This window comes from Fervidicoccus fontis Kam940, from assembly GCF_000258425.1.
Taxonomy (GTDB): domain Archaea; phylum Thermoproteota; class Thermoprotei_A; order Sulfolobales; family Fervidicoccaceae; genus Fervidicoccus; species Fervidicoccus fontis.
Genome location: NC_017461.1, coordinates 619,202 through 642,380, shown reverse-complemented (window position 1 = coordinate 642,380; position 23,179 = coordinate 619,202). Strand labels below are relative to the sequence as shown.

Here is a 23,179-nt window from a genome sequence, read left to right as displayed (position 1 = left end):
GAGGTGGGAAAATGCTTGAAATAGCAGTTGCGAGCGGTAAGGGAGGAGTAGGAAAGAGCACTCTGTCATCTACGCTTATTCTGTACCTAAAAGAGAGAGGATATGATATCATAGCAGTTGATGCTGATGCAGACGCTCCAAACCTCCACCTAATATTTGAAGTTGAGAGGTGGGATAAGGAGGAGCCATATTCCGACTCATGGGTTTCAGAAATAGATTATTTCAGGTGCGTTAACTGCGGGATATGTCACAATGTCTGCACATACGGTGCTGTGAGCTTAGTTGAAGGAAGGTACTATATAAATCCGATGATATGTGAAGGATGCCTGACATGCTCCCTCGCATGCCCTGAAAAGGCTATAAGAAGGAAGAGGGTGAACAGAGGTGTTATCAGGCTCTCCTATACTAAGTACGGTTTCCCTCTTTGGGCTTCGGAGCTCTCACCTGGAAGGCCCAACAGCGGAAGGCTAGTAACGGAAATAAAGAACAGGGCTAAGGCTATGGCTAAAGAAAATACAATATCTGTAGTGGACAGTGCCGCAGGAATAGGGTGCCAGGTCATCTCATCTCTCTCCGGAGCAAATGTTGCTTTGCTCGTAGCGGAGCCTACTCCGGCAAGCTTGAGCGATCTGAAGAGGATACATACCATCGCTAAGCAGTTCTCTCTTCCCTCAGCTCTTGTAATTAACAAATACGACATGAACAGCGAATTCGTTGAGGAAATAATTAAGTATGCAAGAGAGGAGAACATAGATGTGATAGGGATGGTGCCATACGATGATCACGTTCCAAAAGCAATGGCTGAGATGAGGCCCCTCATCAAGCAGTATAATGAAGCTCCCGCATCAAAGGCGCTCGTTGAGATAGCAAGGATTGTTGAGGAAAGGATAATCAGAGGGTGGAGCGACTGGTCTAGGTCTCACAGGCCTTCTAAGCCTGCAAGATATGTGCCGATTATCATCAAGCCTGGAGAGAAAGCTTAAAGAGTCCTTTTGTATATATTCATAGTTTTTTATGAGCTTTCAAAATATGTATTTTGGTGATAGCATGCGCAAAATTGCTGTTGTTTGTGAAGGAAGTGGAGGATTAGAAGATATAGTAGCTTCAAAATTTGCGAGGGCTCCAAAAATTGTATTTGTTGAGCTAGAGGATGAAGGAAGAATATTGGATGTTAAGGCTATAGACAATCCTGGTGCAAATGCAGAGAGCGGAGCTGCTGTTAAAATCATACAAACTGTAATTGATGAAGGGGCTGAAGCTGTGGTAGCTCCCGCATTCGGTCCAAACGCCCAAGCCATCTTGGATGAAGTAAAGGTGAAAGGCATAACAGTTCCAGCGGGAACTAAAGTAAGGGAGGCTGTCGAAATAGCTAAGAGGGAGCTCGGAATCTGACATAAAAATAAGCTCTCTATTTATTTTTTTCAAACGCTTCAAGAACTATTGAGAACTTTCTGTCGAACCTATCTGATGAGAAGTACTGCGATCTCTCAACAACAGAATCCTTCATCTTCTCATAGTTGTTTATAGCTTTTTCAATGGCTCGCTTCGCATCTTCCAGGCTCTCATATCCAAATCCATACTTTCCATAATCAACGATGTCAGTCCATGGACCCCCTATTTTATGGACCACAGGAATCAATCCGGCCGCCATTCCTTCTACAGGGGCAATCCCAAAGTGCTCCCCCCTCATTGCATGGAAGTAGACCTTTGCCCTCGAGTACCTTTCAACCTGCTCCTTTCTGGGGAGGTCTTTTAATAGGGAGACGTTCTTCAGGTTCATTTCCTCCTTCATCTTGACAAGCTTGCTGTAGTACTGATATGAGACCTTTTCCTTCGCCGAACCTATTATTTCGAATTTTATTTCTGGGAGGAGAGAGGCAACCCTCAAAACGAACTCGTAGTTCTTCTCTGGAGAGTACCTCCCGCACGTTATTACCTTGTCCTCCCTCTCCTCATTCTTAGATGCTGGGATGAAGTCCGAGACATCAACTGGAGGGTGGATAACGAAAGACTCTTTTCCCAAGTGTCTCTTTATAGCATCTTGCGAAAATTTTGAGTTCGTTAAAATTATACCGGAGTTTTTGAAGTGGCCGGCTATGGCTTCCTGAATTTTTTGATACGGAATGAAGTATGCTTTCCAGAAAAGAGATTTATTGTATTTCACATCCATAAACTGCTCAGAAGTCATTGAGAAAGTTGGGTAGTGCAAATAAATTACGTCAACCGGAAAGGGCATGAAGTCTCCGTGGGCATTAATATAGAGATCGCAGTCCTTTTGCATGGAAGGATGGAGAGGCTGAAGGATCCTTAGGTAAATTCCAAAGATGTTGACATTTACTGGCAACGCGTGTAGATCTCTGTCAGGCTTGGGAAAGCCGTTTGCATAATATCTATTAAGGCCTTCCCAATTTGTTGGCTCATTTGTGATCAGCGTAACAAAATCTCCTCGCTTTTTTGAGATCTCGATCATTCTTTCAAGAACAACATTTCCTCCTCCTAGGGTATTGAGAGTGGAAAAAAATATGCAGATCTTCAATATATTCACCAGCTATCAAGGTTTATTATACTATAAAATTAAAGTTGATTATCTACTTTTTGAAAACTTTCTGATCTCCCTCAACGCATATGGAGTCCATATAAAAACTAAAAATGAAAAGATCATGAATTTTATTCTGTTTACGATGCCTTTCAAAAACGGATATCCCTTCATTTTCTTGTACAATAGGAAAGCGAACAAATTAATTATGTCAGCTGAGAGGAGAAGATAGAACAGTTTTATGCTTGCAAAATAGGAAATGGGCAAAAGAAGGAGAAAGAATAAGAAAAGAGTGTTAAGAGAAAATCTAAGAAAAACTCTCAAAAACTCGCTGATTGAAAATCTTAAATCATCCTCTTTTAATGAATCTAAATAACGAATCAGTGCCTTCTTTTTCGATGCTTTCAAATATTTTTTAAACGTCATCCTCCAATAAATGTCGCTTGATGCGTTTTTTAGCAAATTTACATCAAGGACATATTCCTCAGTTCCGATAACCCTTAAGCTGTTGAACTCCTCAAAGTTTTTAAACGACACTAATATTGCTAGTTAGCTTCCAAAAATAAATCTGTTTATTAAAAATTTGCACATCAGTTTATTTTACAATAGCATATAATGTTGCTGGGATTTTTATAAATAGGTTTCCTCTGGCTATTATCCCCATAGCGATCAAATAGTGGAGAAAATTGACTCTAGCTCCTAACTTTCTCAGCCTCCAGTAATCTTTCGAAAAATCATATTGAATCCAGAATTGATGAGATAAACCTTTTCCCCTAGTTAAACTCTCTACGTTAGCGATGTGGTAAACTTTAGGAGATAAACCTTTTTCCACTATCCTATAAGTTTCGAATCCTTTCTTTTTTGCACAATAACTAAGCATTACTTCATAATGCAGACACTTTCTACTGTTTTTATACAGTGCGCTTAAAGGACATTTTTCAACAGCATTTGTCTTAAATGCCATGTTTACTCCGATTAAAATTACTGATGGAATAAAACTGCTATTGCATTGTTTTGTTCCTATAAGACCAGAAGTAGATAGCCATTCGCAGTAATCTTTATATTCCGGCAATGGTCTTCTATGAATACCGCTTCTTACCGTATAATTTTCTTTTCCATAAAAAGGCTCATCGATTAGAGAAACTTTATTATCTTCAAGCACTGCTTTGTAGACAATCCCGCTAGCCCCTCCGGCACTTTTATTCCTCTCAAAGAATTCCGTATATTTTTCAATCCAGTTTTTAGAAGCTAATGCATCATCATCAAGGAATAGTATAAGATCATGCTCTTTGCAGGCTTTTATCCCAAGCTCTACAGCCATTGCCACATTTCCTTCATTTTGAATTACAATCTCATAGTTTAAGCCCTCCGCACATTCCTCTATTACCTTTTCGCTCTCATCTCCAGAAGGTTTGAGTACAAATACCACCTTCGATGGAGGAATGCTCTGATCTTTCAGAGATGCAATAGAGTATGGAAGTGCCCAAGCTCTTTTATATGTCGTAATTACAACGCATGTCTCCATCAACTTCCCTCAATTTATTGTATAGATGTTCATCTAATAAATTTTATATTATATCTCAATAAGTGAGTTTATTGAGTATAATTATTTCTAGCTTTTGTTTGTTTCATTTTCAAAACTTATCTTGTATATGTATATAGATGATCCCACCCCTTTGATGTTCTCTTCCAAAGTATAGCTTGAAATGCATATGCTATTCATACTTGCAATATCATACCTCGTAACAACGAAAGCTTCACTATATATGCTTGATGCATAACAGAATGTGCTGTTAGAGGGATACGACCAAATAAGTTCGCTTGGAGTTGGATTTCTTACAGCAAGATGGACATACCTAGCAATATCGGGATCCGCGATTATCGGAACTTTGCTTGAGTAGTTCTCCTCGAAGTACTTTTCTACATTCAAATAACCACAATCGGCGCTTGCTGGAACCAATCCGTAGGGGAACTCGGTAAGCTCTCTTGTATATGATGTGGAGAGGTTGTAGCCATATGCAAATGATAAGCCTGGAAGAGAGAATATGACGAAGAAAGCGATGAGAGCCCTCCAATCCCTCAGGCTTTCAACAGCTCCCACAGCGGAGAGAGTTGAGACTAGAGGAGAAGCTCCTATTAAGAACCTGTACCAAGTGGTGACGCTTGTAGATGGAGCTAAAAGAGGAGAAATTCCCGCTAGCAAGAGTGCAATTGTCGATACGTTTATCAGCAGCTTGGGATGCTTGTTCATCGTATACAGAGAGAAGGGGATCGCAATGCCCATTCCCGCAATCAAATAGCTCAAAACAAGTGGGGCATCGATACCATAAGAGGAGGGGACAATTCCCACAGGAAGGTAACCAATGCTCGGAGCGTAGCTTACAACCCCACTCCAGTACCAGGCTTCAAGGAAAAATGAAGATACTGCAATCAATAAAGAAGAAGCTGCTCCATAAAGCGATCTGCTCTTAAAAGAGACCAAAAAGAGAGCTATTGAAGAGACGAATACTGCGAATCCTACAACCTCATGGCTCATTGACGCGGTGACTCCTAAAGCAACTAATGCAATAGCTTTTGAAATGCTTATATCATCCCTCCACATTTCAGCTGCTAAAAGAAAAGATAAGAGGAATACAGAACCAAGCAGCTGTCTTTGGTAATCATAAGAGATCCTCAGATTTAAAACGAAGAGCGATGTGAAGAGCCCTGAGATAATTGCCCCTTTTGGTTTTACGTTATAGAGCTTATATGCGATGATGGAAGAGAGCGATGCTAAAGCTCCAAATGCAAAGCTCGGATAAATTTTGAAGATCCCGTAAGCCTTGCCAATAAGCGCAAACGGAGAGAGAAGCAAGTCCAGCATTGGAGGTATGTGCCTCATCCCTCCCTGCCAGTAGTAGCTTGTGAATGGATTGAGCTTCGCTGCAAAGTCCTCAAGGTGGGCAACATATTCTGGAGTGTCCCATCCAATAAGCCAAGATCCGTATGTTATTTCCGGGTAGAATCTGAAGAGAAATGCAAATACTCCAGAGATCAGGGCTATCAAGATCAGCCTATTCGAGAAAAAGGCAACAGAATTCACCCAAAAATGCTTTATCGTCGAGAAAGACACCTCTATATTAGGTTCGCTATAAAAAGAGATCACATCCCCCTTTATTGCATGTATAAGAGAGGGGAAGAACACGAGGAAAGACCCTATTATGACCAATAATGAGAGCTCTATTCCTAAGGTATTGTAATAAGAGCCGAAGAGAGGAAAAAAGTACCCTACCTCGAAAACCCTGTTGGCTATTATTGATCCTATCCTGCCTGATATTGAAAGGAAAGAACCCGTGATCTCAAAAAGAATCGTAGATGGAAGGGGCTTTGTGAAGAACTTCTTAACTTCTAAATATGTAGAGAGAACCGAGAAAAAGAATGAAATCCATATAGCATAATCAAAGGATATTCCCGCGCTATCTGTTAAGAGCAAATGAACAAGCGCATAGGCCGAAGATAAAAAGGCTGAAAGAGAGAGCGCAAAAGAAATATTTATCCTCTCTGAAGCATCCATGCATCATCCTCTCGCTTTTTATAAAGATGATTGATATCATTGCTAGAGAACAAATACTAGGATCAATATGATGCTATTTATATTTTACAGAAATTTTGAAAATCTATGTTTCAAAATTTTTAAGCGAAAATTTGCAGAAAAGTTTATAAAGTTTTAGAAACATATTTCATAATTGGTGAGAGAAAAAATGGGATGGTGGGGTAGAGGCTGGGGTAGAGGTTGGAGCCCCTATCCGGGTAACGGTCCTTTCAGCTATTTGCCTCCATGGGAGAGGCCTGGATGGAAGTATGGGAGAGGATGGTGCTGGTGGTACTATGGCTATCCATATAGCTCGAGCTATCCTTATCCGGTAGCACCTTTTTGGGCTGATAAGAGCGCAGAGCTCAGGTACCTTGAGGATATGAGAAAGTACCTGGAAGATGTTAAGAAGGATATAGAAGCGAGGATAGAGGAGCTGAAAAAGAGCACACAGTAATTTTTCTAAACCAATTCTTTTTTGAATCATTCTTTAAGCTTATTTTTTATGATCTCTCCTCCCTTCACAACAGCTCAACTTTATCACTGTTCAGTAGAGATCCTACATTAAAAAGTGAATTCTCTCTAACCAGCATTATGTCTGCAATTATCTCATTCCGGTTATGTGGAGGTGAGCATCTATGAGCTTAGGGAGAGCAACCCTCCTCTCCCGTCTATAACTTCATGCTCTTTAGGAGCTTCAACGCTCCCCTCGCTTCAGGCTTCCTTTATCCTCCCTCGATCACGATCCTCCCATTCTCAATAAGACTCATTTTCTCGCTTGAAAATATCCTCACGTTTTCTATCACTAAGTTTTTCATCATCATGAAAATTCCTCTAATATTAAGAAAGACATTTAAATATAAATTTTTCATGGAAAAATTTCTCTCATTAAAAACATTTATACTGAGAACTTCATATTAAAACGGAGAAGGCGAGGAAAATGTCAAATTTTGATAAGATCGTTGAGAGGAGGGGAACCGGGTCTGAAAAGTGGGACTTCCTTTCGAGGACTTTCGGTTCAGATGATCTAATTCCCATGTGGATAGCAGACATGGACTTTCAATCTCCGAAGCCCGTCATAGATGCAATTATTAAGAGGGCAGAGCATGGAATCTTCGGATACACCGATCTGACAGAGGAATACTACGAGACCGTTGTAAATTGGTTTGAGAGGAGATACAAATGGAGCATAAAGAGGGAGTGGATCGTGTATACACCTGGGGTAATACCCGCGATAAGCACAGCAATCGCTACATTCACCAATCCTGGGGATAAGATCATAGTGCAGCCTCCCGTCTACTATCCGTTCTTCAGATCTGTGGAGAGCAATGGGAGGAGGATACTTGCCAACCCCCTCGTTCTTCATGACAAGAGGTATGAAATGAACTTCAGAGATCTGGAAGAGAAGGCGAAGGATCCAAGGGCTAGGATGATCATACTATGCAATCCTCACAATCCTGTAGGGAGGGTGTGGAGGAAAGAAGAGCTTGAGAGGTTGGGCGAGATTGCAATTGAAAACAACCTCATCGTTGTCTCGGATGAGATACATTCTGATATAAGGTATCCCGGAATATCTTTCAAGAACTTCGCGTCAATTTCAGAAGAACTCGCAGATATCTCGATAACGTGCACCTCTCCTTCGAAGACCTTCAATTTAGCCGGAATAAAGGCTTCCAACATAATAGTTCCCAACAGAAAGATGAGGGAGATGTTCAGGAGCTCTCTCGAGGCAATGGGGATTTCTAAGCCTAATGTTTTCGCAGAAGAAGCTGTAAAGGCGGCGTACAGAGAAGGAGAGGGCTGGCTCAATGATATGCTGAACTACTTGAAGGGAAACTTAGATTTTCTCAAGAGGTTCGTTGAGGAGAACATGCCTGAAGTTGAAGTTATAGAGCCTGAGGGCACCTACCTCGTTTGGATGGACTTCAGAAAGGTTGAGTCAGATCCGAAAAAGCTTGAAAGGCTCATGCGAGATATTGCAAAGGTTGCTCTCGATGAGGGATACATATTTGGAAGCGGAGGCGAGGGCTTCGAGAGGATTAATATAGCATGTCCTAGATCCATGCTCGAAAGGGCTCTAGTACAAATAGCAGATGCAGTGAAGAGGTATAAGGAAGGCCTCGTTCGATTCGCATAGAAGCTTTAAAGATCAATCGACTTTTAGGTCAATTCCATTCGATCATATTTTATATGGTTCCTGAATCGCATAGTAAATATCAATAATGGAATTACTATAGAGCGGTACATCATTTAAAAAATCAATAGACCTAGCTGGCTTGCTCAGATAATCATAAGTTTCTTCAGCAAGCCAGATAGAGCGATGCAGGTAAAGATTCCCATTAGAATGGATAATGGCAAACTAGAAGTGTTCGAAGGTTATAGAGTCCAGTACAACAATGCGCTTGGACCTTATAAAGGAGGCATAAGGTTCCACCCTGAGGTAACACTTGAAACTGATATATCCCATTTTCACATTGAGGATGTTGTAAAGGATCGAGTTTTTTGGAATAGAATGAACTGCCTTAGAGCTTAGATTTCCGCGGATTTATTAGGATTTATGCGTTTTTATTAGGTTTTATGCGATTTTCCTGGATTTTTGAGGATTTTCCAGGAAAAGACTGAACTTGCTCTTTCAACATACCACCCAGAGGGTTTCACAGCAGTTTCAAGTGTAAAGGTTTATTAAGATTTTTGTAGGCCTTTGGAGCGCTATTACAGTACTAGAAAGGTTTGTGAGATACTCGGCATTGCCAATAGGACTTTGCGCAGGTGGATTGCTGAGGGGAGGATTAGGGCCGTCAACGTCTATGGCAGGGGGAGGATTGTTGGGGACAGGCTACACCTCTATATTGTATTCTTTAAGTAAGTTGAAACTAAGAGTATGAGTGGTGTGCGGAATATTTATGGAGTTGATATTAATGAGAACAACATCAGGTCTATGATCATAGAAATAGCAAAGCCGTAACAATCGTGGCCAACTTTTCCAAAATTGTATTGGGCTATGTCTATAGGAGGACTGGGATCCGGAAGAGGTGGTCTTCTCTATACGGGGTTAATGGGGGTAGGAGGCTGAGAGCTGCTCTGAGGAAGCTCAGAGAGGGGGGCGTTAAGAAGGACTTGAAGCATAAAACCGTTAAAGTCGTTGTGTTGGAAGGGTGATCAATCCCTTAACTGCGACTGGACAGGCAATTGGAGGGCTCGTCATGGGTATGAGCAGGGCCCTCTTCGAGGAGATAATATTCGATGACACCGGCGGAGTTGCTAACCCCAACTTCAGCTTCTACTACATAGCCAGAGCCAAGGACGTTCCAGACGACATAAGGGTGAAGTTCCTGGAGACGCCCCAGGCCAACGCTCCATTTGGAGCGAGGGGCTTCTCGGAGAACGTGATGATAGCCGTGATACCTGCGATTGCCAACGCTATCCAAAGAGCGACAGGAGTCGAGATAACCGAGCTCCCGATAACCAATGAGAGGGTATGGAAGGCGATAAGGCAGCAGAGACCCGACCTCATCGAGAAGGCGATGAAAGCTCTCAAGGAGTGGAGGGGGTGAAGTGAGATGTCCGCACCTTACACAACACTTCCAGAGTTCAAGTATGTGAGGCCGAAGAGCTTGGAGGAAGCTCTGAAGCTCTTGAAGGAGAACGGAGATGCAGCAAAAGTAATGAACGGAGGAGTTGGGCTCATAGGCTTCATGAAGGAGAGGCTCGTGGAAGCTCAGTACATCGTCGATATAAAGGGCATAGGAGAACTGAAGAAGATAGAATACGTCCCAGGCAAGGGGCTCTTAATAGGGGCAACAGTGACCGGGAATGAGCTCCTGGAGTTCTTCGAGAAGAACCCAGAAGTTAGGGAAAAGTTCAGAGCGCTCTACGAGGCAGCATCGCACATGGCAGATGCCATACTGAGGAACAGGGGAACTATAGTCGGGAACATATTGGAAGGACTCCCATACGTTGACATGTCAGGCCCAGCAGTCCTATTCGATGCGGAAGTCCACGCAGTGAGTCTAGAGGGCGAGAGGTGGTTGCCAGTTGATGGACTGGTGCTGGGACCAGCCATGACGCAGCTCTTTCCCGGAGAAATAGTGACCGAGATCCTATTCAAGGAGCCACCTGCAGGGAGCAAATCGACGTATATAAAGCTCCAGTCCAGGACGGAGTATGGTATAGTCAACCTATCCGCGCTCCTCTCCAATGCAGGGTCTCCGGGGAAGAGGGACGTGAGGTTAGTTGTGACAGCAGCGACTCAGCTCCCGTATAGGGCGAGGGAGTTCGAGGAGAATCTCAAGAAGGCAGAGAGAATCGACGATGTCCTGGAGCAAGAAGCAGAGAAGCTGGCCAACAGCCTAGATGTCATAGAGGATCCCTATGCGAGCGCTGAGTTCAGAAAGCACCTGATCAAGGTTCTAACCATAAGGGCTTTCAAAACGCTCTCGAGGTGATGTGAGATGGCAAGAACGATCACATTAAAGTTGAACGGAAGGATGAGGACTGTAGAAGTGGAAGACAACGAGACCTTGCTCGAAGTCCTGAGAGATAGGCTCGGCGAGATGAGTGTGAAGGCTGCGTGCTGGAAGGGCGAATGCGGCCTCTGCACGGTGCTCTTCAACGGGAGACCAGTGAAATCATGCATGGTGCTCGGAGTGGAGGCAGATGGAGGGGAAGTTGTGACAGCCGCAGGGATAAGCAGAGACGGAGAGCTAGCGCCCGTGCAGAAGGCGTTCATAGAGCATGGAGCCTTCCAGTGCGGCTTCTGCACTCCAGCCTTCGTCGTGGCAACACACTACTTCCTGCAGAAGAACCCGAACCCAACTAGAGAAGAGGTCAAGGAGTTCCTCAGCGGCATACTGTGCAGGTGCACTGGCTACAAGCAGATAATAGATGCCGTGATGGATGCGGCGAAGTACTACAGGAAGCAGTAGCATTCTACTCAAAACTCTTTTTTTAAATTCAATTCTTTCTCAGAGCAGAGCACTTAGGAGCATGAGCACCATAGCTATTCCAAGGAAGGCTGTGTATCCCCTGAATATCCGCTTCGCAATGGCTCTTTCCCCACTTCTCATATATTTGAATTGAAGGAAGAGCATGTATGTCATATATGCAAAGAGAATGATGAGAGTCCAGAACTTCAGGATCCCCACCATCCACATCGATGTCACAATGATGATCATCGCAAGAACTACGGTCCCAGAAGCATTCCCAGTAGCATTCCTACCCGCAACTACGGGGAGCATGGGGACTCTGGCCCTTATGTAGTCCTCCGAATAGTATGAGGCTATGAACCATATGTGGTTCAGAGACCATAGGGCAACTAGAGAGGCTATGAGGATCCCTCCTATTATGGGGGAGCTGGGGTGTGCGAGCCAACCCCCCAGCGCGGGCATTCCCCCAGCTATGCTCCCGAAAATGACGTTGAGGGGGGGTCCTCCTCTTGAGCATCCTCGTATAGATCGCTAAGTCTACAATCGCTCCAAGGAGACCCGCGATGAAGACGCCCCAGTTTATTGATGCAAAGAGCAATAGCCCTATGGAGAGGAAGAGCGCTGAAGCGTATACTGCATCCCCCTCATTCAGCTTTCTCGAGGGTAAAGCTCTCTTCTTCGTCCTCTCCATCATGGAATCGATGTCCCTGTCTAAGTACATGTTGAGCCCCGTCGTCCCAGAAATAGTGAAGTACAGAGAAAAAGTCAGCATTAAGAGAACTCTCCAATCGGGAGAGCCATCGGAAGAAACAGTGTAGCTTATGAGCCCCGAGAGCACTAGGAAAGCAGTTTGGATCGGCTTGAAGAGATCTGCGAATATCGCCTTCATCTTCATTTTTTCACACCGGAGGCTTTGCCTGGAAGGCGAATTGGCTCAAGGAGATTCGTGACCTCTGAACTGATCTCATCCCCCCACCAGCTCCTTTCCCCTGAAGTATACCTTCCCTCTCCCCCTGAGAACCTTCCCTATCTTCATGCACCTGATCCCCTTCTCCCTGCATGAGCCCATCACCTCGTTCTCATCCTCGCTGCTTGTGAAGACAACTTCGTACTCCTCCCCTCCGAAAAGCACCGCATGCTCCACGTCTACACCATGCATCCTCAATATCTTCCTCGTTTGCTTCGTTACGGGCAACTTCTCCAGCTCTATTGATACCTTGCTCCCCTCGGCCATAGCTTTGAGCGTCTTCACCAGTCCGTCGCTCGAGTCCATCGAGGAGCTCACTCACAGAGATGAGAGTAGCTCTGGAAATCTCATTACTGCCCTTGGCCTGAACTTGAGCAGCTTCGGGGAAACTTTCTGCCAAGCCCCCTCGACATAGAACTTGTATAGGAGACCCGGCTTCCCGTATCCATTCAGCATCGTGGTGTAGACGCTCTCACCCGGCTTAGCTCCTCTCCTGGAGACTGGAGAGGGAGATGAGAGGATCCCTACAGCCGCTACATCTATCCATGTCTCACTGCCGCTCGAGTTCAGATCTCCTCCCAAGAACGGAATACCATAGTGCTCAAGGGCTTCTCTGATGCCCCTGACTATCTTCTTGACCTTATCGAAGCTCTCTTCCTTTGGGATCCCTAGGCTGTAGACTATTCCCACAGCTCTATATCCCTTCGCAGAGAGGTCGCTTATGGGTCCAGTTATAGCCCTCCATCCTCAGTCACTTGGATCTTCCCATTGATATCTGCTCGCTCTCTCACTATATCCATCTATCTTAACAGCGATTCTGCAACCATCGATCGCCTGGACATCATCATCTATCGGGAGGCAGGGATCCTCGACCATAACTGGTTCGAGGGTCCTCAGGATCCTCCTTATAGCCTCGACCTCTCCCAAATCGGAAAGCCTCTTCCCATCCATCTTTCACGCCCTCAGAGCCTCGTTGAGCCTCTTCAGCCTATTTCTCCCTTCCGAGAGGGATTCGTTGACGAGAAACAGGATATCATTCATGGAGCCTGCTTCTATAAATAGCTTTGTCCTGCTCTTCAGCGGGAGAAAGAGCTGAGTCCCACTTATGAGCTCCACCATGAAGCAGTCCTCGGATATGCTCATTATGCCCGAATGCTTGAACCCAGCCTGCCTCGCCACCCTCAGCATCTCCCTCGCCTCTTCTATATCCCTGCAGCATATGTGCAGTATAGGTCCGCTCACTATCAGCCAAATGATGTCCTTCGGCTCTACCTTGAGAAAGTCCTCCAGCTCTTCCTCAGTAATTGGAGCGTGCTTCTTGAAGATTGGGTGCTCATCGTCCCTCTTCCATGGGAACTCGGAGTCTACTGCGGAGATCCTGCCACTGCAGGAGGAGGTTGTGTAGCTCTTCTCCCTCGAGTTTATGAGGTCGAGCGTCTCCTCTATTCCTGGGTCAAGATAGCCGATCTCTCTATCTCTCTTTATCCTCTCGAGGAAAGCCGACTTCCTCCTCTCCCAAGGATCCGCCATTTCCGCATCTCCGATCTCACATCTGAATGTTTCACAACTTATGGAAATAGCGGATATCCAAAAAATAAGATTTTTCAATCCACCCGCTTTCTTCGAGGAAAAAACTTTAGGCTCGGGAAATGATGATGAGCTTTGTTTTAAAAACCTAAGCATACGAAATGCATATCTTGGTGAAAGTTCAAATGGGGAGAATTGGAACATCTCTGATAACATGCAAGATCCCGATCGAAATGGCCCAAGAAATAGATGATCTGGTCAACAGAGGTCACTTTGAGAGCAGGAGCGACGCGATAAGGTATGCCATAGGTCTCCTCTTGAGCTCAAAGCAGAGAGGAGATGAACAGGAAAGTGCCGTTCGAAGATAGAAGGCAGATGGGCGATAGGAGGAAGCAATATCCAGACCTCAGCGATGAAGAGTACAAAGTGCTCACATACTTCATGAGTAATGTTTCTGTATGAGAGATACTTGCTGTGAGAGAGCTTGAGAGTATAATGGGCCTTAAGGAGCCCAGGAGAATAATAGAGTCCTTGATAGAGAAGGGATATATTGAGAGGGGGAGCGGCTGCTACAACCTATCCAGGAAGAAGTTCCCCAGGAGCTGATCCCTTCCCTTTCCGAATCCATTTTCCGCTTTTCAAATGACAAGAGAGGTTCTCTAAAAGGTCCCGCCTCCTGAGACTGAAAAGAGAATGCATTGACTAGCGGGGACTCGAATCTAGGATCTTCGGGATATCATTTTCAAAACTCGAGGCTTCACAATTGAAGGTGGAGAGGTTCACAAAAAAATGAGAAAGTTTGCGAGATGAAAAAATCTATTTCTTCCTCCTGGATGCAGCGTAGAGGGCTACCCCTATCACAGCTATAGCCACCGCTGCTCCAACTATCACCATGGCCGTAGTTCCTGGACCTGCGCTCTGATTTTGAGTTCCAGGAGAACTCGTGGTAGTCTGTCCAGTGGTCGTGGAAGGCTCCTGAGGTCCGCTCACCTTGGCTCCCACCAAAGCCAGAACTGGGTCACCAGGACTAATCTCAATGGATATGGTCTTCGATGCAATGTCCACCTTGAAGTCTCTCAGAGGTATGTATGCCTCCATAGTAGCGTTGTACTTTAGGATCTGCACCTGGTAGGGGTCTTTGAAGTTAAATTCCTCGTATTTTATCTTCAGCAACGCGGAGCTGGACTCGGCCTCGATCAAATCAATGGCGAGGAAGATAGCGTTTGTAGCGTTCAAACTAGCCTCCGGGTACGGGTTATCAAGGTACAAACTGATCTGCGCCGTCAAGTTCCCGCCAGACTCCAAGCTAACTCCGAAAGTAGTTGAGACCACACCAGAACCGCTTAGATACTGTGACTTAACGTTCATCTGCTTTATTCTCAGAGTGCCTGACACTGGCTTGGTGAACGACACACCCACTATCGTCCCGTTGCCCGTCTTTATTATCCCGCTTCTAACCAGGGTGTCGTTCAGGGTGACAGAGTAGTCGGAAGCATAGCCTGGGAGGAATACTTGAACTCTGGTTGAGTTCACAAGGGTCACGTAGAACTCGTTGCCAGTCCTCAACGTTATCGGGCCATCACTCACTGCGAAGACATCTCCCTTTCTATCGGAGAAGAACGTTTCCTCTAGCTTGACTATTGTGTCTATTTCGTACAGCAGCTCTCCCTCCGCGTAGACTCGTATCGTTGGGGTCGCGATACCCCTGGAACCAGGCTTGGCTTCAACTCTCAGCTCAAGAGTCTTTGAGCTGAAAGCCGGAACCTCAACCACATCGCTCTCGGAGCTCTTGGTCAAGTTGGTCTCCCCCACAACTATCTTAACCCTAGCAGAACTATCCCCCAGGTTGTTGACTGTCACGGCTATTTTCCCCTCATATGGATAGTTCGACGAATCTATGTCCTCCCCCCTCACTAATATGGCAGGACCAATGGCATCGGCTACAGCACCATTCGACTCGGCTTGGCGCAGGACCTTAGTCGCATTTTTCAATGCCTCAACCATCTCATTGATGTTAACATCAACGATTGGTGCGAGCCGCGAAGACGTTCTGAGAGACGGCGAATCCATTACCATCTCAATGACCAGGGCAACATTGCTCAGCGCAGAGTAATACTGGTCCCTAAGACCAAGCAGGTAGTCCAGAGCCTCAGCATCTTTGACATGGTAGGCTACCCTCAGAAGAGCTAGGTCTCCCTCGTTCATCACCGAAGATAATTCCTCCAACTTGGCGAGGTTGTACCTGTTGGTGTTCAGCATGTCCAAGAAAGGCCCCCTCAATTCCTCTAGCCTCTTAGACAAACCTGTCAACTCGCTCGAATAACTTCTGGCTGAGGCATAAGTCGGGTTATTTGAAACCGGACTCAGGACATAGGGGGAAAGACTCATCGAGGCACTCTGCTCCATTGCTGGCGCTGGGCTCATTGCGGGAGACCTGGCCAAGGGGATCCTAGAGGTTAGAAGCCCCGCTGTCAGGGGGGCCAGTGCCTGCATCACCTGCACTATGAACATCCACCCTTTCACCGCATCATTCCCCTTTACCAGAGCGTTGTAGAACGCCAGGTTCCAACCGACCTTCATCATTAAGTCCGTGACCAAGACGCCCACAAAAGCTAGGTATGACTTGGATAGGACGTCGTTGAGCTTCACTGGGAAAACCTTGGCTCCGTCCTTGGTGGTGACTGTGACCTGTAGAGGAGTGTTCATGAACTTCAGGACCTCTTCAGAAGCCGCAAGACCACTTCCCTTCAACTTGGCTAAAACTCCATCCAGCCCTCTCAGCGTGGATATCGTCAGAGATGCGATGGGCTCAACGTAATTCTTGTATATATCAGCTACGAAGAAGAAAGCCTGCTCGTCCGTGTACCAGTAGCCCAAATGTAACACGGGCTCTGGCTCTTGCCTCGAAGCCCACTTGCTCTCTCCGCCTGCTCCCACCGTAATTGCTAAATCTTTGAAGGAATAATCGCCCCCATACTGCTTGAGGAAGAACGATAAGATGCCCGGGATCACTCCCCATGCATAGATCCCTTTGGCAACCTCCTGGACAACAATCAATTGGTTCATCAGGCTAGTGAAGAACATGAGGACGTGGGCCACAACGAAGTTGACTATCTGAAACATGATCTCGAAGCCCATTTCTCCCGCGAACTCGCCCCAGCCAACGAGGAACACCATAACGAACCTGATCACCTTGAATATCAACGCTAGGATAATGCTGGCCATGTCCCTGTCTCCAGTCATATTGACGAGCCAACCCTTCAGAGCGCTCATGCCGCCGAGCCACGGGTTGGTTAACGCGAGTATGTTGAGGAAATCACCCAACGTTGTGAGCGCACCAACTTTGAACGCCCCAATCATTTTCTGCGTGTCCTTCGACAAGGCGAAGGCGCCACCCTTGAATTTGTTGTTTAAGAAACTGAACAAGTTTCCTTTGTTCCAGAGCTTCGTGTAAGTGAACAAACCTTTGAAGGTCTCCAGCGTGACTGCTAGAGCGATGATCTTCGATGCCAGCAGCGTTATTGACTCAGCATATATGTAGGTCTTGAGCATCATGGCCTGAAGTACAATCAGCTTGGCGAACTTGCTCCAGTAATTATCCGGGTCTTCGAGACTACTATAGGTGAGGTTGAACCTCTTATCTCTGAAGCTCAAGTCCTTGCTGAAGACCTCGAGCTCGCTCGACAAAGCGTCATCGGTTAAAACTAACGGGAACATCACCCTCGGCCCAATCTTGAGGAACGTGTTATCCAGTTTCCCGAAGATGCCATCGAGTATTTTGTGGACTTCTGCATCCGTTAGAGATGCGGCCTCGATCATTTTCTTCAGGGCATTTCTCAGCAAATCGAATGGGATTGCCTGATCGGCGAGGAGCATCTTAAACCTATCGTCGTTCCCGGCGAGTGCTATCAACTGCTTGTAGTACTTCAGGAAGAGCGAGTACGGAACGTAGATGTCCAGGAACTTGTTTGTCCTCTCCTCCGTGAAGTCGCTGAGCTTGAACTCCAAACCAACATCTGTCACGTTAAGTTGGACCCAACCGTACTTCGTGTTTTGGAAGATTGAAGATAAATCCATCGCTAGTTCGTAGCTTACAATATAAGTCTCGTTCTCGCGTAGATCCAGGCTTGTGACATCTATTAAAATCCTGCTCTTGCCTTTGTTTTCAGCAACCCAGTAGACTATGTTACCACTGCTCTTCTCTCTGACCTGGAGATTTATGTAAACGTCTCTACCTAGCTTCAGAGGCTTATCGATGAGGGGTTTGTAGGTGCCGCTGACTTTCTCCAGGACGAGACCTTTCCCCTTATATAGCTCCTCCGGTACAGGTATGTCGATGTCGTGTAAGTCTAGCACGAGGTTCTTCGTGGTCACGTGTAGTGCGAGGGTTGCGTATGACTTCTGCCCGTTGTTGTCCATAGCTGTCAAGTTAACGGTGAGTAGAGGAGGAAGGAAGCCAAGGGAATTGAAAGTCTTGTTTATATCACTTACGCTCGGCATCTTCAGCGTGAAAGAGCCAACCCCCTCTTCATCAAGTTCGACTATGGATGGCTCTGAGTTGAGCTTCACAGTAGTACCGTTGAAGCTCAGGAAAGCGCTCAATGTTACTCGAGTCTGGTTTGGATCGACGCCGTATGTACGCACGAAACCCGTGACGTTCTCTCCAGGAAACACATCGGTCTTATCGAAATAAACGAACAGATTCTTCGACTCAGAGCCCGAGGGGGGTCCATATGAGACCTTCTGGTCATAAACCATGACATAAGATGATTTGAATTCGTTCATTCCTGGTTCTAAGGAACCTGGTTTATATTGGGGAAACTCATCCCACGAATCGTAGTTGTAGGAGGTTTCAGTACGATAACTCCACACATTGGCTTCTAAATACGCTCCCGTTTCAACATATACATTTTTATTAAGTGAGACACTTTGGCAGCTCCCCCAAGACTTAGTCTCGTTGAGGATAATCACCTTTCTCTCCTCGGGGTAGGTCGATGTACTATAGCTACTACTCCAACCCCGCTCAGCTTCTGAGATTCCGACAGATCTCAACTCAACTAACTTGTCGTTCATGTAGAGGATGCCGACATGGCGAGAAAGCGTGTTAGAGTTGAAATGGCTCTCCTCCAAATAACTGCTTGTATAATCTTTATAATAAATTCTACCATACATATCTTTGATTTCATTAATTTGATTCCATTTTTCCAAGTACCAGCTTTCCGCATTAGATAATAAATTCGCACAAGCTTCACCAGAATATCTTAACGAATAACAGTCCACACTGTATTTCTGCAGATTGCCTTGATCATCGTAGCCATAGTACCAGCAAGACATCCATGGATTGCCATATGACTTCCCAGCTAAACCTTTATATTCATGCAGACTATGCCAATAGCTCTGCTTGGATCCCTCTAGGTCATAGCTCACTTCGATGACGTTGCCCGGTGGAGGTGGGTTGGGGAGCCATCCCCCTATCTTAACCTCGCCTCCACCCGAGGCAGAGTATTCTTCTCCTTGTTCATACAATTCAAAACTATTTCCAAAATCAACAGGTTGAGTGCCGCTTTGATATTTGTAGGTATAAGATTCGTGGCTCTTCAAATTTAAGCTGGTTACTAAGCACCCGTCCTCATCGTAGCTCCTGGTTGAATCTTGCTCGATGTAGTGGTATTTTTGCCTAGTTACAGACGCATGTTCTTCACTTGTTTTACTCTCGAAGTGCTCGTACTCCACGTCCACCTTGAATTTTTCCGGACCTATCTCTATGTTCAAGAAATATGTTATATTGAATCTACCCCTGAGATCCGCTATAGTTAATTTCACCGTTTCAGTTCCGTTGAAGACCTCCGGACTTATTATGAAGAACATTGAGCTGGAGGTGAGAAGGCGTGAGGCAGTAGAGTTAGCCAAGTCTATTAGCAAGGAATAAGTTTTCAATGGGACACCGAAAGGACGGAAGATCCTTGTGCTGTAGCTGCGGAGAGACACTTTGTAGTCAGTCCTATCAACTTCACCCTTTCCTTGTTCAACAGCCTCAGCATACCACTGCTCGTAAGTCATGTTCTCAGGATTGTAGAATGGGGAACTGACATAGGCTATGAGGCTCAGATTTTGGGGGGCCAGGTGAGTGTAGTTATACAGCACAGCTGGCTTCAAATATCCTCTGTCGCCAATCACCTCCCAGGTTACCGATATCGTGGAGGCGAATGGGTCATCTTTGGGCATCGCTTCCAGTATCCTGCTCAACTCGTATGGTAGAGGCACCTCTCTATCGCTTTTCAAAGCTCCAGCTAGGACATCATAAACTTCGTCGTAGCCGCTGAACGGGTATAGGCCTAGTATTAAGTTCTCGCCTTTTGGTAGAGTGGTCCGCGAACTGTTGCTTAACGGGAGGTAGGAATATAGATATTCGGGGTTTTTCGAGAAGATTGGTTCGGACAGGTTGAAGTGAAGTGCGTTGATCGTGTAGGGGTCGGCTTCATTGCTGTAGAAGAAGTCAATAGGATAGTTTTGTGTTGGGTAGGCTCCCCATGCCAACGCGATGGGATCGACCATCCTGCTGTGAGTGAAGTTGTAGGGGGGCCAAGTAGCGACAATAGGTCCATATATACCACTTCCATATGAGACGACTAGGAATGTGAGGTTATAGGCTCCTCTATTGACCATGTTTATGAAGTCACTGTACTTTGCCACGATAGGCCTCGAATAGTTGTTCAATCTCACTTCTACCAAAGGGTCATTATACAAGCCAGTCGTATTGTAAGCGGGTCCACGGTAGAGAGTAAAGCCTATTGGCCTAAGATTTTGTTTAATCCAGTTCTCCAACTCCTTATACGTATCTCTCTGGGCCTCGACTATTGGAGCTGATAGCGGGCTTATTAAGACTAGTATTAAAAGAACTGGAGCCGATGACCTAACGTAGTTCATTAGGCATCACTTCATCCGGAAAAGGAGCCAGCAAGGAAAGCCAGTTTCCAAGTATGTTTAAGATAAACTCGTATAAAAATTTTTTTATATATATAAATTTTACCTCTTGGAAGCCTCGCCATTTATGGTGAGGATGAATACTCATAAATTTTCCATGCTTTCATTAGCACTTGACGTGCTTAAGCTGTGGGCGGTGGAGAAGTGCTAACCGTGACAATTGGGAAGAAGGTTAGCCCCGAGCCCACAGTACAAGACCTTCTGAGAAGATACAGAAGAGCATTGAACTAATCTATTTGAAAAGATAACCGAGAACAAAGCCCTATCTATTCCTTGAAACTGATAGAGACCTCATAGGAGCATCGAACATCAGGGAAAGGCAATTACTCAGATATGAGGATCTCTTGCATTCCCGGGTGTCCAGAAGATGAGATATGTGGAAGCGAGTAAATGATGGAAACCGATGATCAGCTCTAAAGAGCTAGGGTTCCCTTGGAGCAGGAGGAGGTCAGCTCAACGCTAGTTGAAGGATCTGAAGCTAGCATTTAGTTTAACCTCTCGGGGGCTGAAGAAAAAATCCCCTTCGTGATGGTGGGATGGTTCACTACAAACATCGCCCTAGCGGAAATGTGAGCGGATTCGCAGAATAGCTCACAACTGGTATGATACCTTATATAAACTCAATACCGAAGAAGAACTCTGATAAATTGATAGTGGGCCCGCTGGGACTCGAACCCAGGGCCTCCGCCGTGTCAGGGCGGCGTCCTAACCAGGCTAGACGACGGGCCCCCTATTTCGAGCTGTGACGCATCAACGCATCTCTAGATGCATGAGCCGGTTTTTCTCTTTTCTTTGCTCGAACGGACTTTATAAAACTTTCAATGTGAAAAACAACCGCAATTTATGGTGGTGATGAGCTGTGAAGAGCTCGACATAAATACTGAAAGCTCCGCTCTTTAGGGCACAGAAGCTCACAACATTTCCAATTTTTCACATTTCTTTCTGTCCTTCAAAAAGCTTATGAGCGCCTTGGAACATATTCTCAAAAGGATCAACTTTCCTCAAAATGACTGAGAAACTTCGGGAAGGAGGGATCACAAAAGAAGAGCTGTTCGGCATGGAGACGGGATACGACCCCATTGCACTGGGCAAAATCATTGAGGAAGTCGTGACAAGAAGAGAGGGGGGATCTCTCTACAGGAAGTACTACAGGTTCCGGGGAGGTAGATGGTACGGAGGAATAGCTACAGCTGATGCCGTGGGCTGCAATCTGAAGTGCAAGTTCTGCTGGAGCTGGAGACAGAGGGATAGCCCTAGGAGCTACGGCGAATTTTACTCCCCTGAAGCTGTAGCTGAAAGGCTCTCTCTGATAGCTGAGGAAAAGGGATATAGCTATGTTAGAATCAGTGGAGGGGAGCCAACCCTGGGTTTCGAGCACCTCCTCGGAGTGCTGAGAACATTCCGAGATCGGGATAAAACCTTCATTCTGGAGACGAACGGCATATACTTGGGATATTCGAGGGAGCTCGCCCAGGAGCTCTCTCCTTTCGTGAATCTCCACGTCAGAGTATCGATAAAGGGTTGCAATAGCGAAGAATTCTTCGAGATAACTGGAGCGAGGCAAGAATTCTTCGAGCTTCAGATAAGAGCTCTGGAGAACCTCCTGGATGCGGGTGTCGAAGCTCATCCAGCAGTGATGATGAGCTTCAGCGGAGAGGAATCTTGCAGAGAGCTCAAGGAGAGGCTGGGTAGCATAGATCCATCTCTTGAGGAAAGCTTCGAGGAGGAGTATGTATTCCTCTATCCGCATGTTGTCGAGCTAATGAATAGGCATGGAATATGGCCGAAGAAAGCATTCAGCCCCGATGGAATACCGAGGGAATTCATCTGATTCTCATCGAGCTCTCTTCTATCGAAAAATAAAAACATTTCAAAAATTTTCATTCTATATTGAAACTCTTGATTAAATAATCAGCTCAAAAAGAAAAATCTATAAATTTATATATTCGATAGGATAATGTATTTTCAAGGAACTTTTGCGTAGTGAAAACTGATGGGAACAGTTGAGCACGAGCCGTTCGTTCTCTTCGCGAACGATAAATTCTTCGGGGAGCTGAAGAAGAAGCATGGAGTCGGGATGCTCGGGAGAAAGCCTCTTCAGAAGATGATTTCTGATAAGGGGATAAAGTTCGAGGACCTCGACAGAGATGAGGCGAAGGAGGTTCTAGAGAAGATGAGCGTTAAGGCTACCGCGAGCACCTCCGATGTGATGAAGAGCCTCGCACTAGCCCTCTTCACGCCCACATCCCTCTTCTATGCTCTCTCGAAGAAAGTAGTCTTCGTGGAGGGAATGATGGTAGGAGAAGATCTGATAATCATACATCTCCTGGCTGAGATCCCCAGGCTATTCAAAACAACGCTTCTATACCACATATTCCTCACAGTACCAATAAACGAGAGCGGCTGGAAACTAGCTGTGGACCTCTACAGGGGCCTCAGGAGCGAGTCAAGGGAAGCTCCGATAACCGAGGAGGACTGGGAAAATTTGAGACCCATAAGGGAGAAGAATGCTGAGTCCCTGAAGGTCAAAGGCTTCCTGGAGAATTCCTGGGATATTATAGGAAAAGCTGCCTAGTGAAAATCTTTTCAGAGAAAGGGCACTGGGGCTTTGGATATGTGGACTTCAGTCTAAAGGAGATTGAAAACTAATTTTTTTATGCTGAAAATCC

The 23,179-nt window shown here is 45.6% G+C and carries 24 protein-coding genes, 1 tRNA gene and 1 pseudogene; 14 read left to right on the top strand and 12 right to left on the bottom strand.

The window, feature by feature from the left end; translation table 11 throughout:
* Window positions 1-11: 11 nt before the first annotated feature.
* Together FFONT_RS03380 and FFONT_RS03375 are read left to right on the top strand one after the other, a co-directional pair.
* The gene (locus tag FFONT_RS03380; RefSeq protein ID WP_014557824.1) at window positions 12-983 is read left to right on the top strand and encodes a nucleotide-binding protein; all 972 of its coding nucleotides are present in this window, start codon (window positions 12-14) and stop codon (window positions 981-983) included.
* A 64-nt stretch (window positions 984-1,047) separates the two neighbouring features.
* Window positions 1,048-1,392 carry a NifB/NifX family molybdenum-iron cluster-binding protein gene (locus tag FFONT_RS03375; protein ID WP_158308301.1) on the top strand — a complete coding sequence of 115 codons (345 nt, stop codon included), beginning with the start codon at window positions 1,048-1,050 and terminating at the stop codon, window positions 1,390-1,392.
* 16 nt (window positions 1,393-1,408) lie between these two features.
* Here FFONT_RS03375 and FFONT_RS03370 read toward each other — a convergent pair whose 3' ends face one another.
* The 4 genes from FFONT_RS03370 to FFONT_RS03355 form a co-directional block, all read right to left on the bottom strand.
* Window positions 1,409-2,536 (bottom strand): glycosyltransferase, encoded by a 1,128-nt coding sequence (locus tag FFONT_RS03370; RefSeq protein ID WP_148683597.1) that lies wholly within the window; start codon window positions 2,534-2,536, stop codon window positions 1,409-1,411.
* A 48-nt stretch (window positions 2,537-2,584) separates the two neighbouring features.
* A complete protein-coding gene (locus tag FFONT_RS03365; RefSeq protein ID WP_014557821.1) occupies window positions 2,585-3,073 on the bottom strand; it encodes a hypothetical protein in 489 nt (162 codons plus the stop codon).
* Between the two features lie 58 nt (window positions 3,074-3,131).
* Entirely contained in the window at window positions 3,132-4,061 is a 930-nt protein-coding gene (locus FFONT_RS03360; protein ID WP_014557820.1) for a glycosyltransferase, read from the bottom strand.
* 87 nt (window positions 4,062-4,148) lie between these two features.
* A complete protein-coding gene (locus FFONT_RS03355) occupies window positions 4,149-6,089 on the bottom strand; it encodes a hypothetical protein (protein WP_014557819.1) in 1,941 nt (646 codons plus the stop codon).
* A 187-nt stretch (window positions 6,090-6,276) separates the two neighbouring features.
* On the opposite strand from FFONT_RS03355, the gene FFONT_RS03350 reads away from it, so the two are divergent.
* From FFONT_RS03350 to FFONT_RS03320, 7 genes are all read left to right on the top strand, one after another.
* Window positions 6,277-6,564, top strand: a complete 288-nt coding sequence (locus FFONT_RS03350) for a DUF5320 domain-containing protein (protein ID WP_148683596.1) — start codon at window positions 6,277-6,279, stop codon at window positions 6,562-6,564.
* A gap of 483 nt (window positions 6,565-7,047) precedes the next feature.
* Entirely contained in the window at window positions 7,048-8,244 is a 1,197-nt protein-coding gene (locus FFONT_RS03345; RefSeq protein WP_014557816.1) for a MalY/PatB family protein, read from the top strand.
* A 207-nt stretch (window positions 8,245-8,451) separates the two neighbouring features.
* Window positions 8,452-8,640: a Glu/Leu/Phe/Val dehydrogenase dimerization domain-containing protein gene (locus FFONT_RS07230; protein WP_014557815.1), complete on the top strand. Its 189-nt coding sequence runs from the start codon at window positions 8,452-8,454 to the stop codon at window positions 8,638-8,640.
* Between the two features lie 168 nt (window positions 8,641-8,808).
* Window positions 8,809-8,973, top strand: coding sequence for a helix-turn-helix domain-containing protein (locus FFONT_RS03335; protein WP_148683595.1), 165 nt, complete (start codon window positions 8,809-8,811; stop codon window positions 8,971-8,973).
* A gap of 289 nt (window positions 8,974-9,262) precedes the next feature.
* Complete coding sequence (locus FFONT_RS03330; RefSeq protein WP_014557812.1) at window positions 9,263-9,661, top strand: molybdopterin cofactor-binding domain-containing protein; 399 nt, start codon at window positions 9,263-9,265, stop codon at window positions 9,659-9,661.
* 6 nt (window positions 9,662-9,667) lie between these two features.
* Window positions 9,668-10,552, top strand: a complete 885-nt coding sequence (locus FFONT_RS03325; protein WP_014557811.1) for an FAD binding domain-containing protein — start codon at window positions 9,668-9,670, stop codon at window positions 10,550-10,552.
* Window positions 10,553-10,558: 6 nt separating this feature from the next.
* Complete coding sequence (locus FFONT_RS03320) at window positions 10,559-11,032, top strand: (2Fe-2S)-binding protein (RefSeq protein ID WP_014557810.1); 474 nt, start codon at window positions 10,559-10,561, stop codon at window positions 11,030-11,032.
* Between the two features lie 39 nt (window positions 11,033-11,071).
* Here FFONT_RS03320 and FFONT_RS07225 read toward each other — a convergent pair whose 3' ends face one another.
* The 6 genes and pseudogenes from FFONT_RS07225 to FFONT_RS03290 all read right to left on the bottom strand — a co-directional run bounded on the left by FFONT_RS07225 (window position 11,072) and on the right by FFONT_RS03290 (window position 13,682).
* Entirely contained in the window at window positions 11,072-11,557 is a 486-nt protein-coding gene (locus FFONT_RS07225) for a UbiA family prenyltransferase (protein ID WP_280101545.1), read from the bottom strand.
* 40 nt (window positions 11,558-11,597) lie between these two features.
* Window positions 11,598-11,921: pseudogene (locus FFONT_RS07290) on the bottom strand (UbiA family prenyltransferase); the annotation flags it as partial.
* Window positions 11,922-11,996: 75 nt separating this feature from the next.
* Window positions 11,997-12,305 carry an AIR synthase-related protein gene (locus FFONT_RS03305; protein WP_148683594.1) on the bottom strand — a complete coding sequence of 103 codons (309 nt, stop codon included), beginning with the start codon at window positions 12,303-12,305 and terminating at the stop codon, window positions 11,997-11,999.
* Between the two features lie 12 nt (window positions 12,306-12,317).
* On the bottom strand, window positions 12,318-12,734 hold the full coding sequence (locus FFONT_RS03300; protein WP_148683593.1) for an AIR synthase related protein: 417 nt from the start codon (window positions 12,732-12,734) through the stop codon (window positions 12,318-12,320).
* A gap of 12 nt (window positions 12,735-12,746) precedes the next feature.
* On the bottom strand, window positions 12,747-12,950 hold the full coding sequence (locus FFONT_RS03295; RefSeq protein WP_148683592.1) for a hypothetical protein: 204 nt from the start codon (window positions 12,948-12,950) through the stop codon (window positions 12,747-12,749).
* 3 nt (window positions 12,951-12,953) lie between these two features.
* Window positions 12,954-13,682, bottom strand: a complete 729-nt coding sequence (locus FFONT_RS03290) for a tRNA(Phe) 7-((3-amino-3-carboxypropyl)-4-demethylwyosine(37)-N(4))-methyltransferase (RefSeq protein WP_244403686.1) — start codon at window positions 13,680-13,682, stop codon at window positions 12,954-12,956.
* Between the two features lie 29 nt (window positions 13,683-13,711).
* Between FFONT_RS03290 and FFONT_RS03285 the strand changes: the two genes are divergently transcribed.
* Genes FFONT_RS03285 through FFONT_RS07210 form a run of 3 tightly spaced genes read left to right on the top strand, consistent with a single transcriptional unit; the run spans window position 13,712 to window position 14,132 of the window.
* The gene (locus FFONT_RS03285; RefSeq protein WP_014557806.1) at window positions 13,712-13,894 is read left to right on the top strand and encodes a ribbon-helix-helix domain-containing protein; all 183 of its coding nucleotides are present in this window, start codon (window positions 13,712-13,714) and stop codon (window positions 13,892-13,894) included.
* A complete protein-coding gene (locus FFONT_RS07215; protein ID WP_014557805.1) occupies window positions 13,866-13,988 on the top strand; it encodes a hypothetical protein in 123 nt (40 codons plus the stop codon). Before FFONT_RS03285 ends, FFONT_RS07215 begins: the two co-directional genes overlap by 29 nt.
* A gap of 12 nt (window positions 13,989-14,000) precedes the next feature.
* A complete protein-coding gene (locus tag FFONT_RS07210) occupies window positions 14,001-14,132 on the top strand; it encodes a PolB1-binding protein PBP2 family protein (RefSeq protein WP_014557804.1) in 132 nt (43 codons plus the stop codon).
* 210 nt (window positions 14,133-14,342) lie between these two features.
* Here FFONT_RS07210 and FFONT_RS03275 read toward each other — a convergent pair whose 3' ends face one another.
* Together FFONT_RS03275 and FFONT_RS03270 are read right to left on the bottom strand one after the other, a co-directional pair.
* The gene (locus tag FFONT_RS03275; protein ID WP_014557803.1) at window positions 14,343-20,453 is read right to left on the bottom strand and encodes a hypothetical protein; all 6,111 of its coding nucleotides are present in this window, start codon (window positions 20,451-20,453) and stop codon (window positions 14,343-14,345) included.
* Between the two features lie 711 nt (window positions 20,454-21,164).
* A tRNA-Val gene (locus tag FFONT_RS03270) sits at window positions 21,165-21,239 on the bottom strand.
* Window positions 21,240-21,708: 469 nt separating this feature from the next.
* Here FFONT_RS03270 and FFONT_RS03265 point away from each other — a divergent pair.
* Window positions 21,709-22,341 carry a radical SAM protein gene (locus FFONT_RS03265; RefSeq protein ID WP_244403685.1) on the top strand — a complete coding sequence of 211 codons (633 nt, stop codon included), beginning with the start codon at window positions 21,709-21,711 and terminating at the stop codon, window positions 22,339-22,341.
* 162 nt (window positions 22,342-22,503) lie between these two features.
* Window positions 22,504-23,085, top strand: a complete 582-nt coding sequence (locus FFONT_RS03260) for a hypothetical protein (RefSeq protein WP_014557800.1) — start codon at window positions 22,504-22,506, stop codon at window positions 23,083-23,085.
* Window positions 23,086-23,179: the final 94 nt, after the last annotated feature.

What these genes read in the sequence shown, in the direction of transcription:
- FFONT_RS03380 (WP_014557824.1), top strand. Translation starts at nt 12, where the DNA reads ATGCTTGAAATAGCAGTTGCGAGCGGTAAGGGAGGAGTAGGAAAGAGC.
- FFONT_RS03375 (WP_158308301.1), top strand. Translation starts at nt 1,048, where the DNA reads ATGCGCAAAATTGCTGTTGTTTGTGAAGGAAGTGGAGGATTAGAAGAT.
- FFONT_RS03360 (WP_014557820.1), bottom strand. Translation starts at nt 4,061, where the DNA reads ATGGAGACATGCGTTGTAATTACGACATATAAAAGAGCTTGGGCACTT.
- FFONT_RS03355 (WP_014557819.1), bottom strand. Translation starts at nt 6,089, where the DNA reads ATGGATGCTTCAGAGAGGATAAATATTTCTTTTGCGCTCTCTCTTTCA.
- FFONT_RS03350 (WP_148683596.1), top strand. Translation starts at nt 6,277, where the DNA reads ATGGGATGGTGGGGTAGAGGCTGGGGTAGAGGTTGGAGCCCCTATCCG.
- FFONT_RS03345 (WP_014557816.1), top strand. Translation starts at nt 7,048, where the DNA reads ATGTCAAATTTTGATAAGATCGTTGAGAGGAGGGGAACCGGGTCTGAA.
- FFONT_RS07230 (WP_014557815.1), top strand. Translation starts at nt 8,452, where the DNA reads ATGGATAATGGCAAACTAGAAGTGTTCGAAGGTTATAGAGTCCAGTAC.
- FFONT_RS03325 (WP_014557811.1), top strand. Translation starts at nt 9,668, where the DNA reads ATGTCCGCACCTTACACAACACTTCCAGAGTTCAAGTATGTGAGGCCG.
- FFONT_RS03320 (WP_014557810.1), top strand. Translation starts at nt 10,559, where the DNA reads ATGGCAAGAACGATCACATTAAAGTTGAACGGAAGGATGAGGACTGTA.
- FFONT_RS03305 (WP_148683594.1), bottom strand. Translation starts at nt 12,305, where the DNA reads ATGGACTCGAGCGACGGACTGGTGAAGACGCTCAAAGCTATGGCCGAG.
- FFONT_RS03295 (WP_148683592.1), bottom strand. Translation starts at nt 12,950, where the DNA reads ATGGATGGGAAGAGGCTTTCCGATTTGGGAGAGGTCGAGGCTATAAGG.
- FFONT_RS03290 (WP_244403686.1), bottom strand. Translation starts at nt 13,682, where the DNA reads ATGCTTAGGTTTTTAAAACAAAGCTCATCATCATTTCCCGAGCCTAAA.
- FFONT_RS03285 (WP_014557806.1), top strand. Translation starts at nt 13,712, where the DNA reads ATGGGGAGAATTGGAACATCTCTGATAACATGCAAGATCCCGATCGAA.
- FFONT_RS07215 (WP_014557805.1), top strand. Translation starts at nt 13,866, where the DNA reads ATGAACAGGAAAGTGCCGTTCGAAGATAGAAGGCAGATGGGCGATAGG.
- FFONT_RS03275 (WP_014557803.1), bottom strand. Translation starts at nt 20,453, where the DNA reads ATGAACTACGTTAGGTCATCGGCTCCAGTTCTTTTAATACTAGTCTTA.
- FFONT_RS03260 (WP_014557800.1), top strand. Translation starts at nt 22,504, where the DNA reads ATGGGAACAGTTGAGCACGAGCCGTTCGTTCTCTTCGCGAACGATAAA.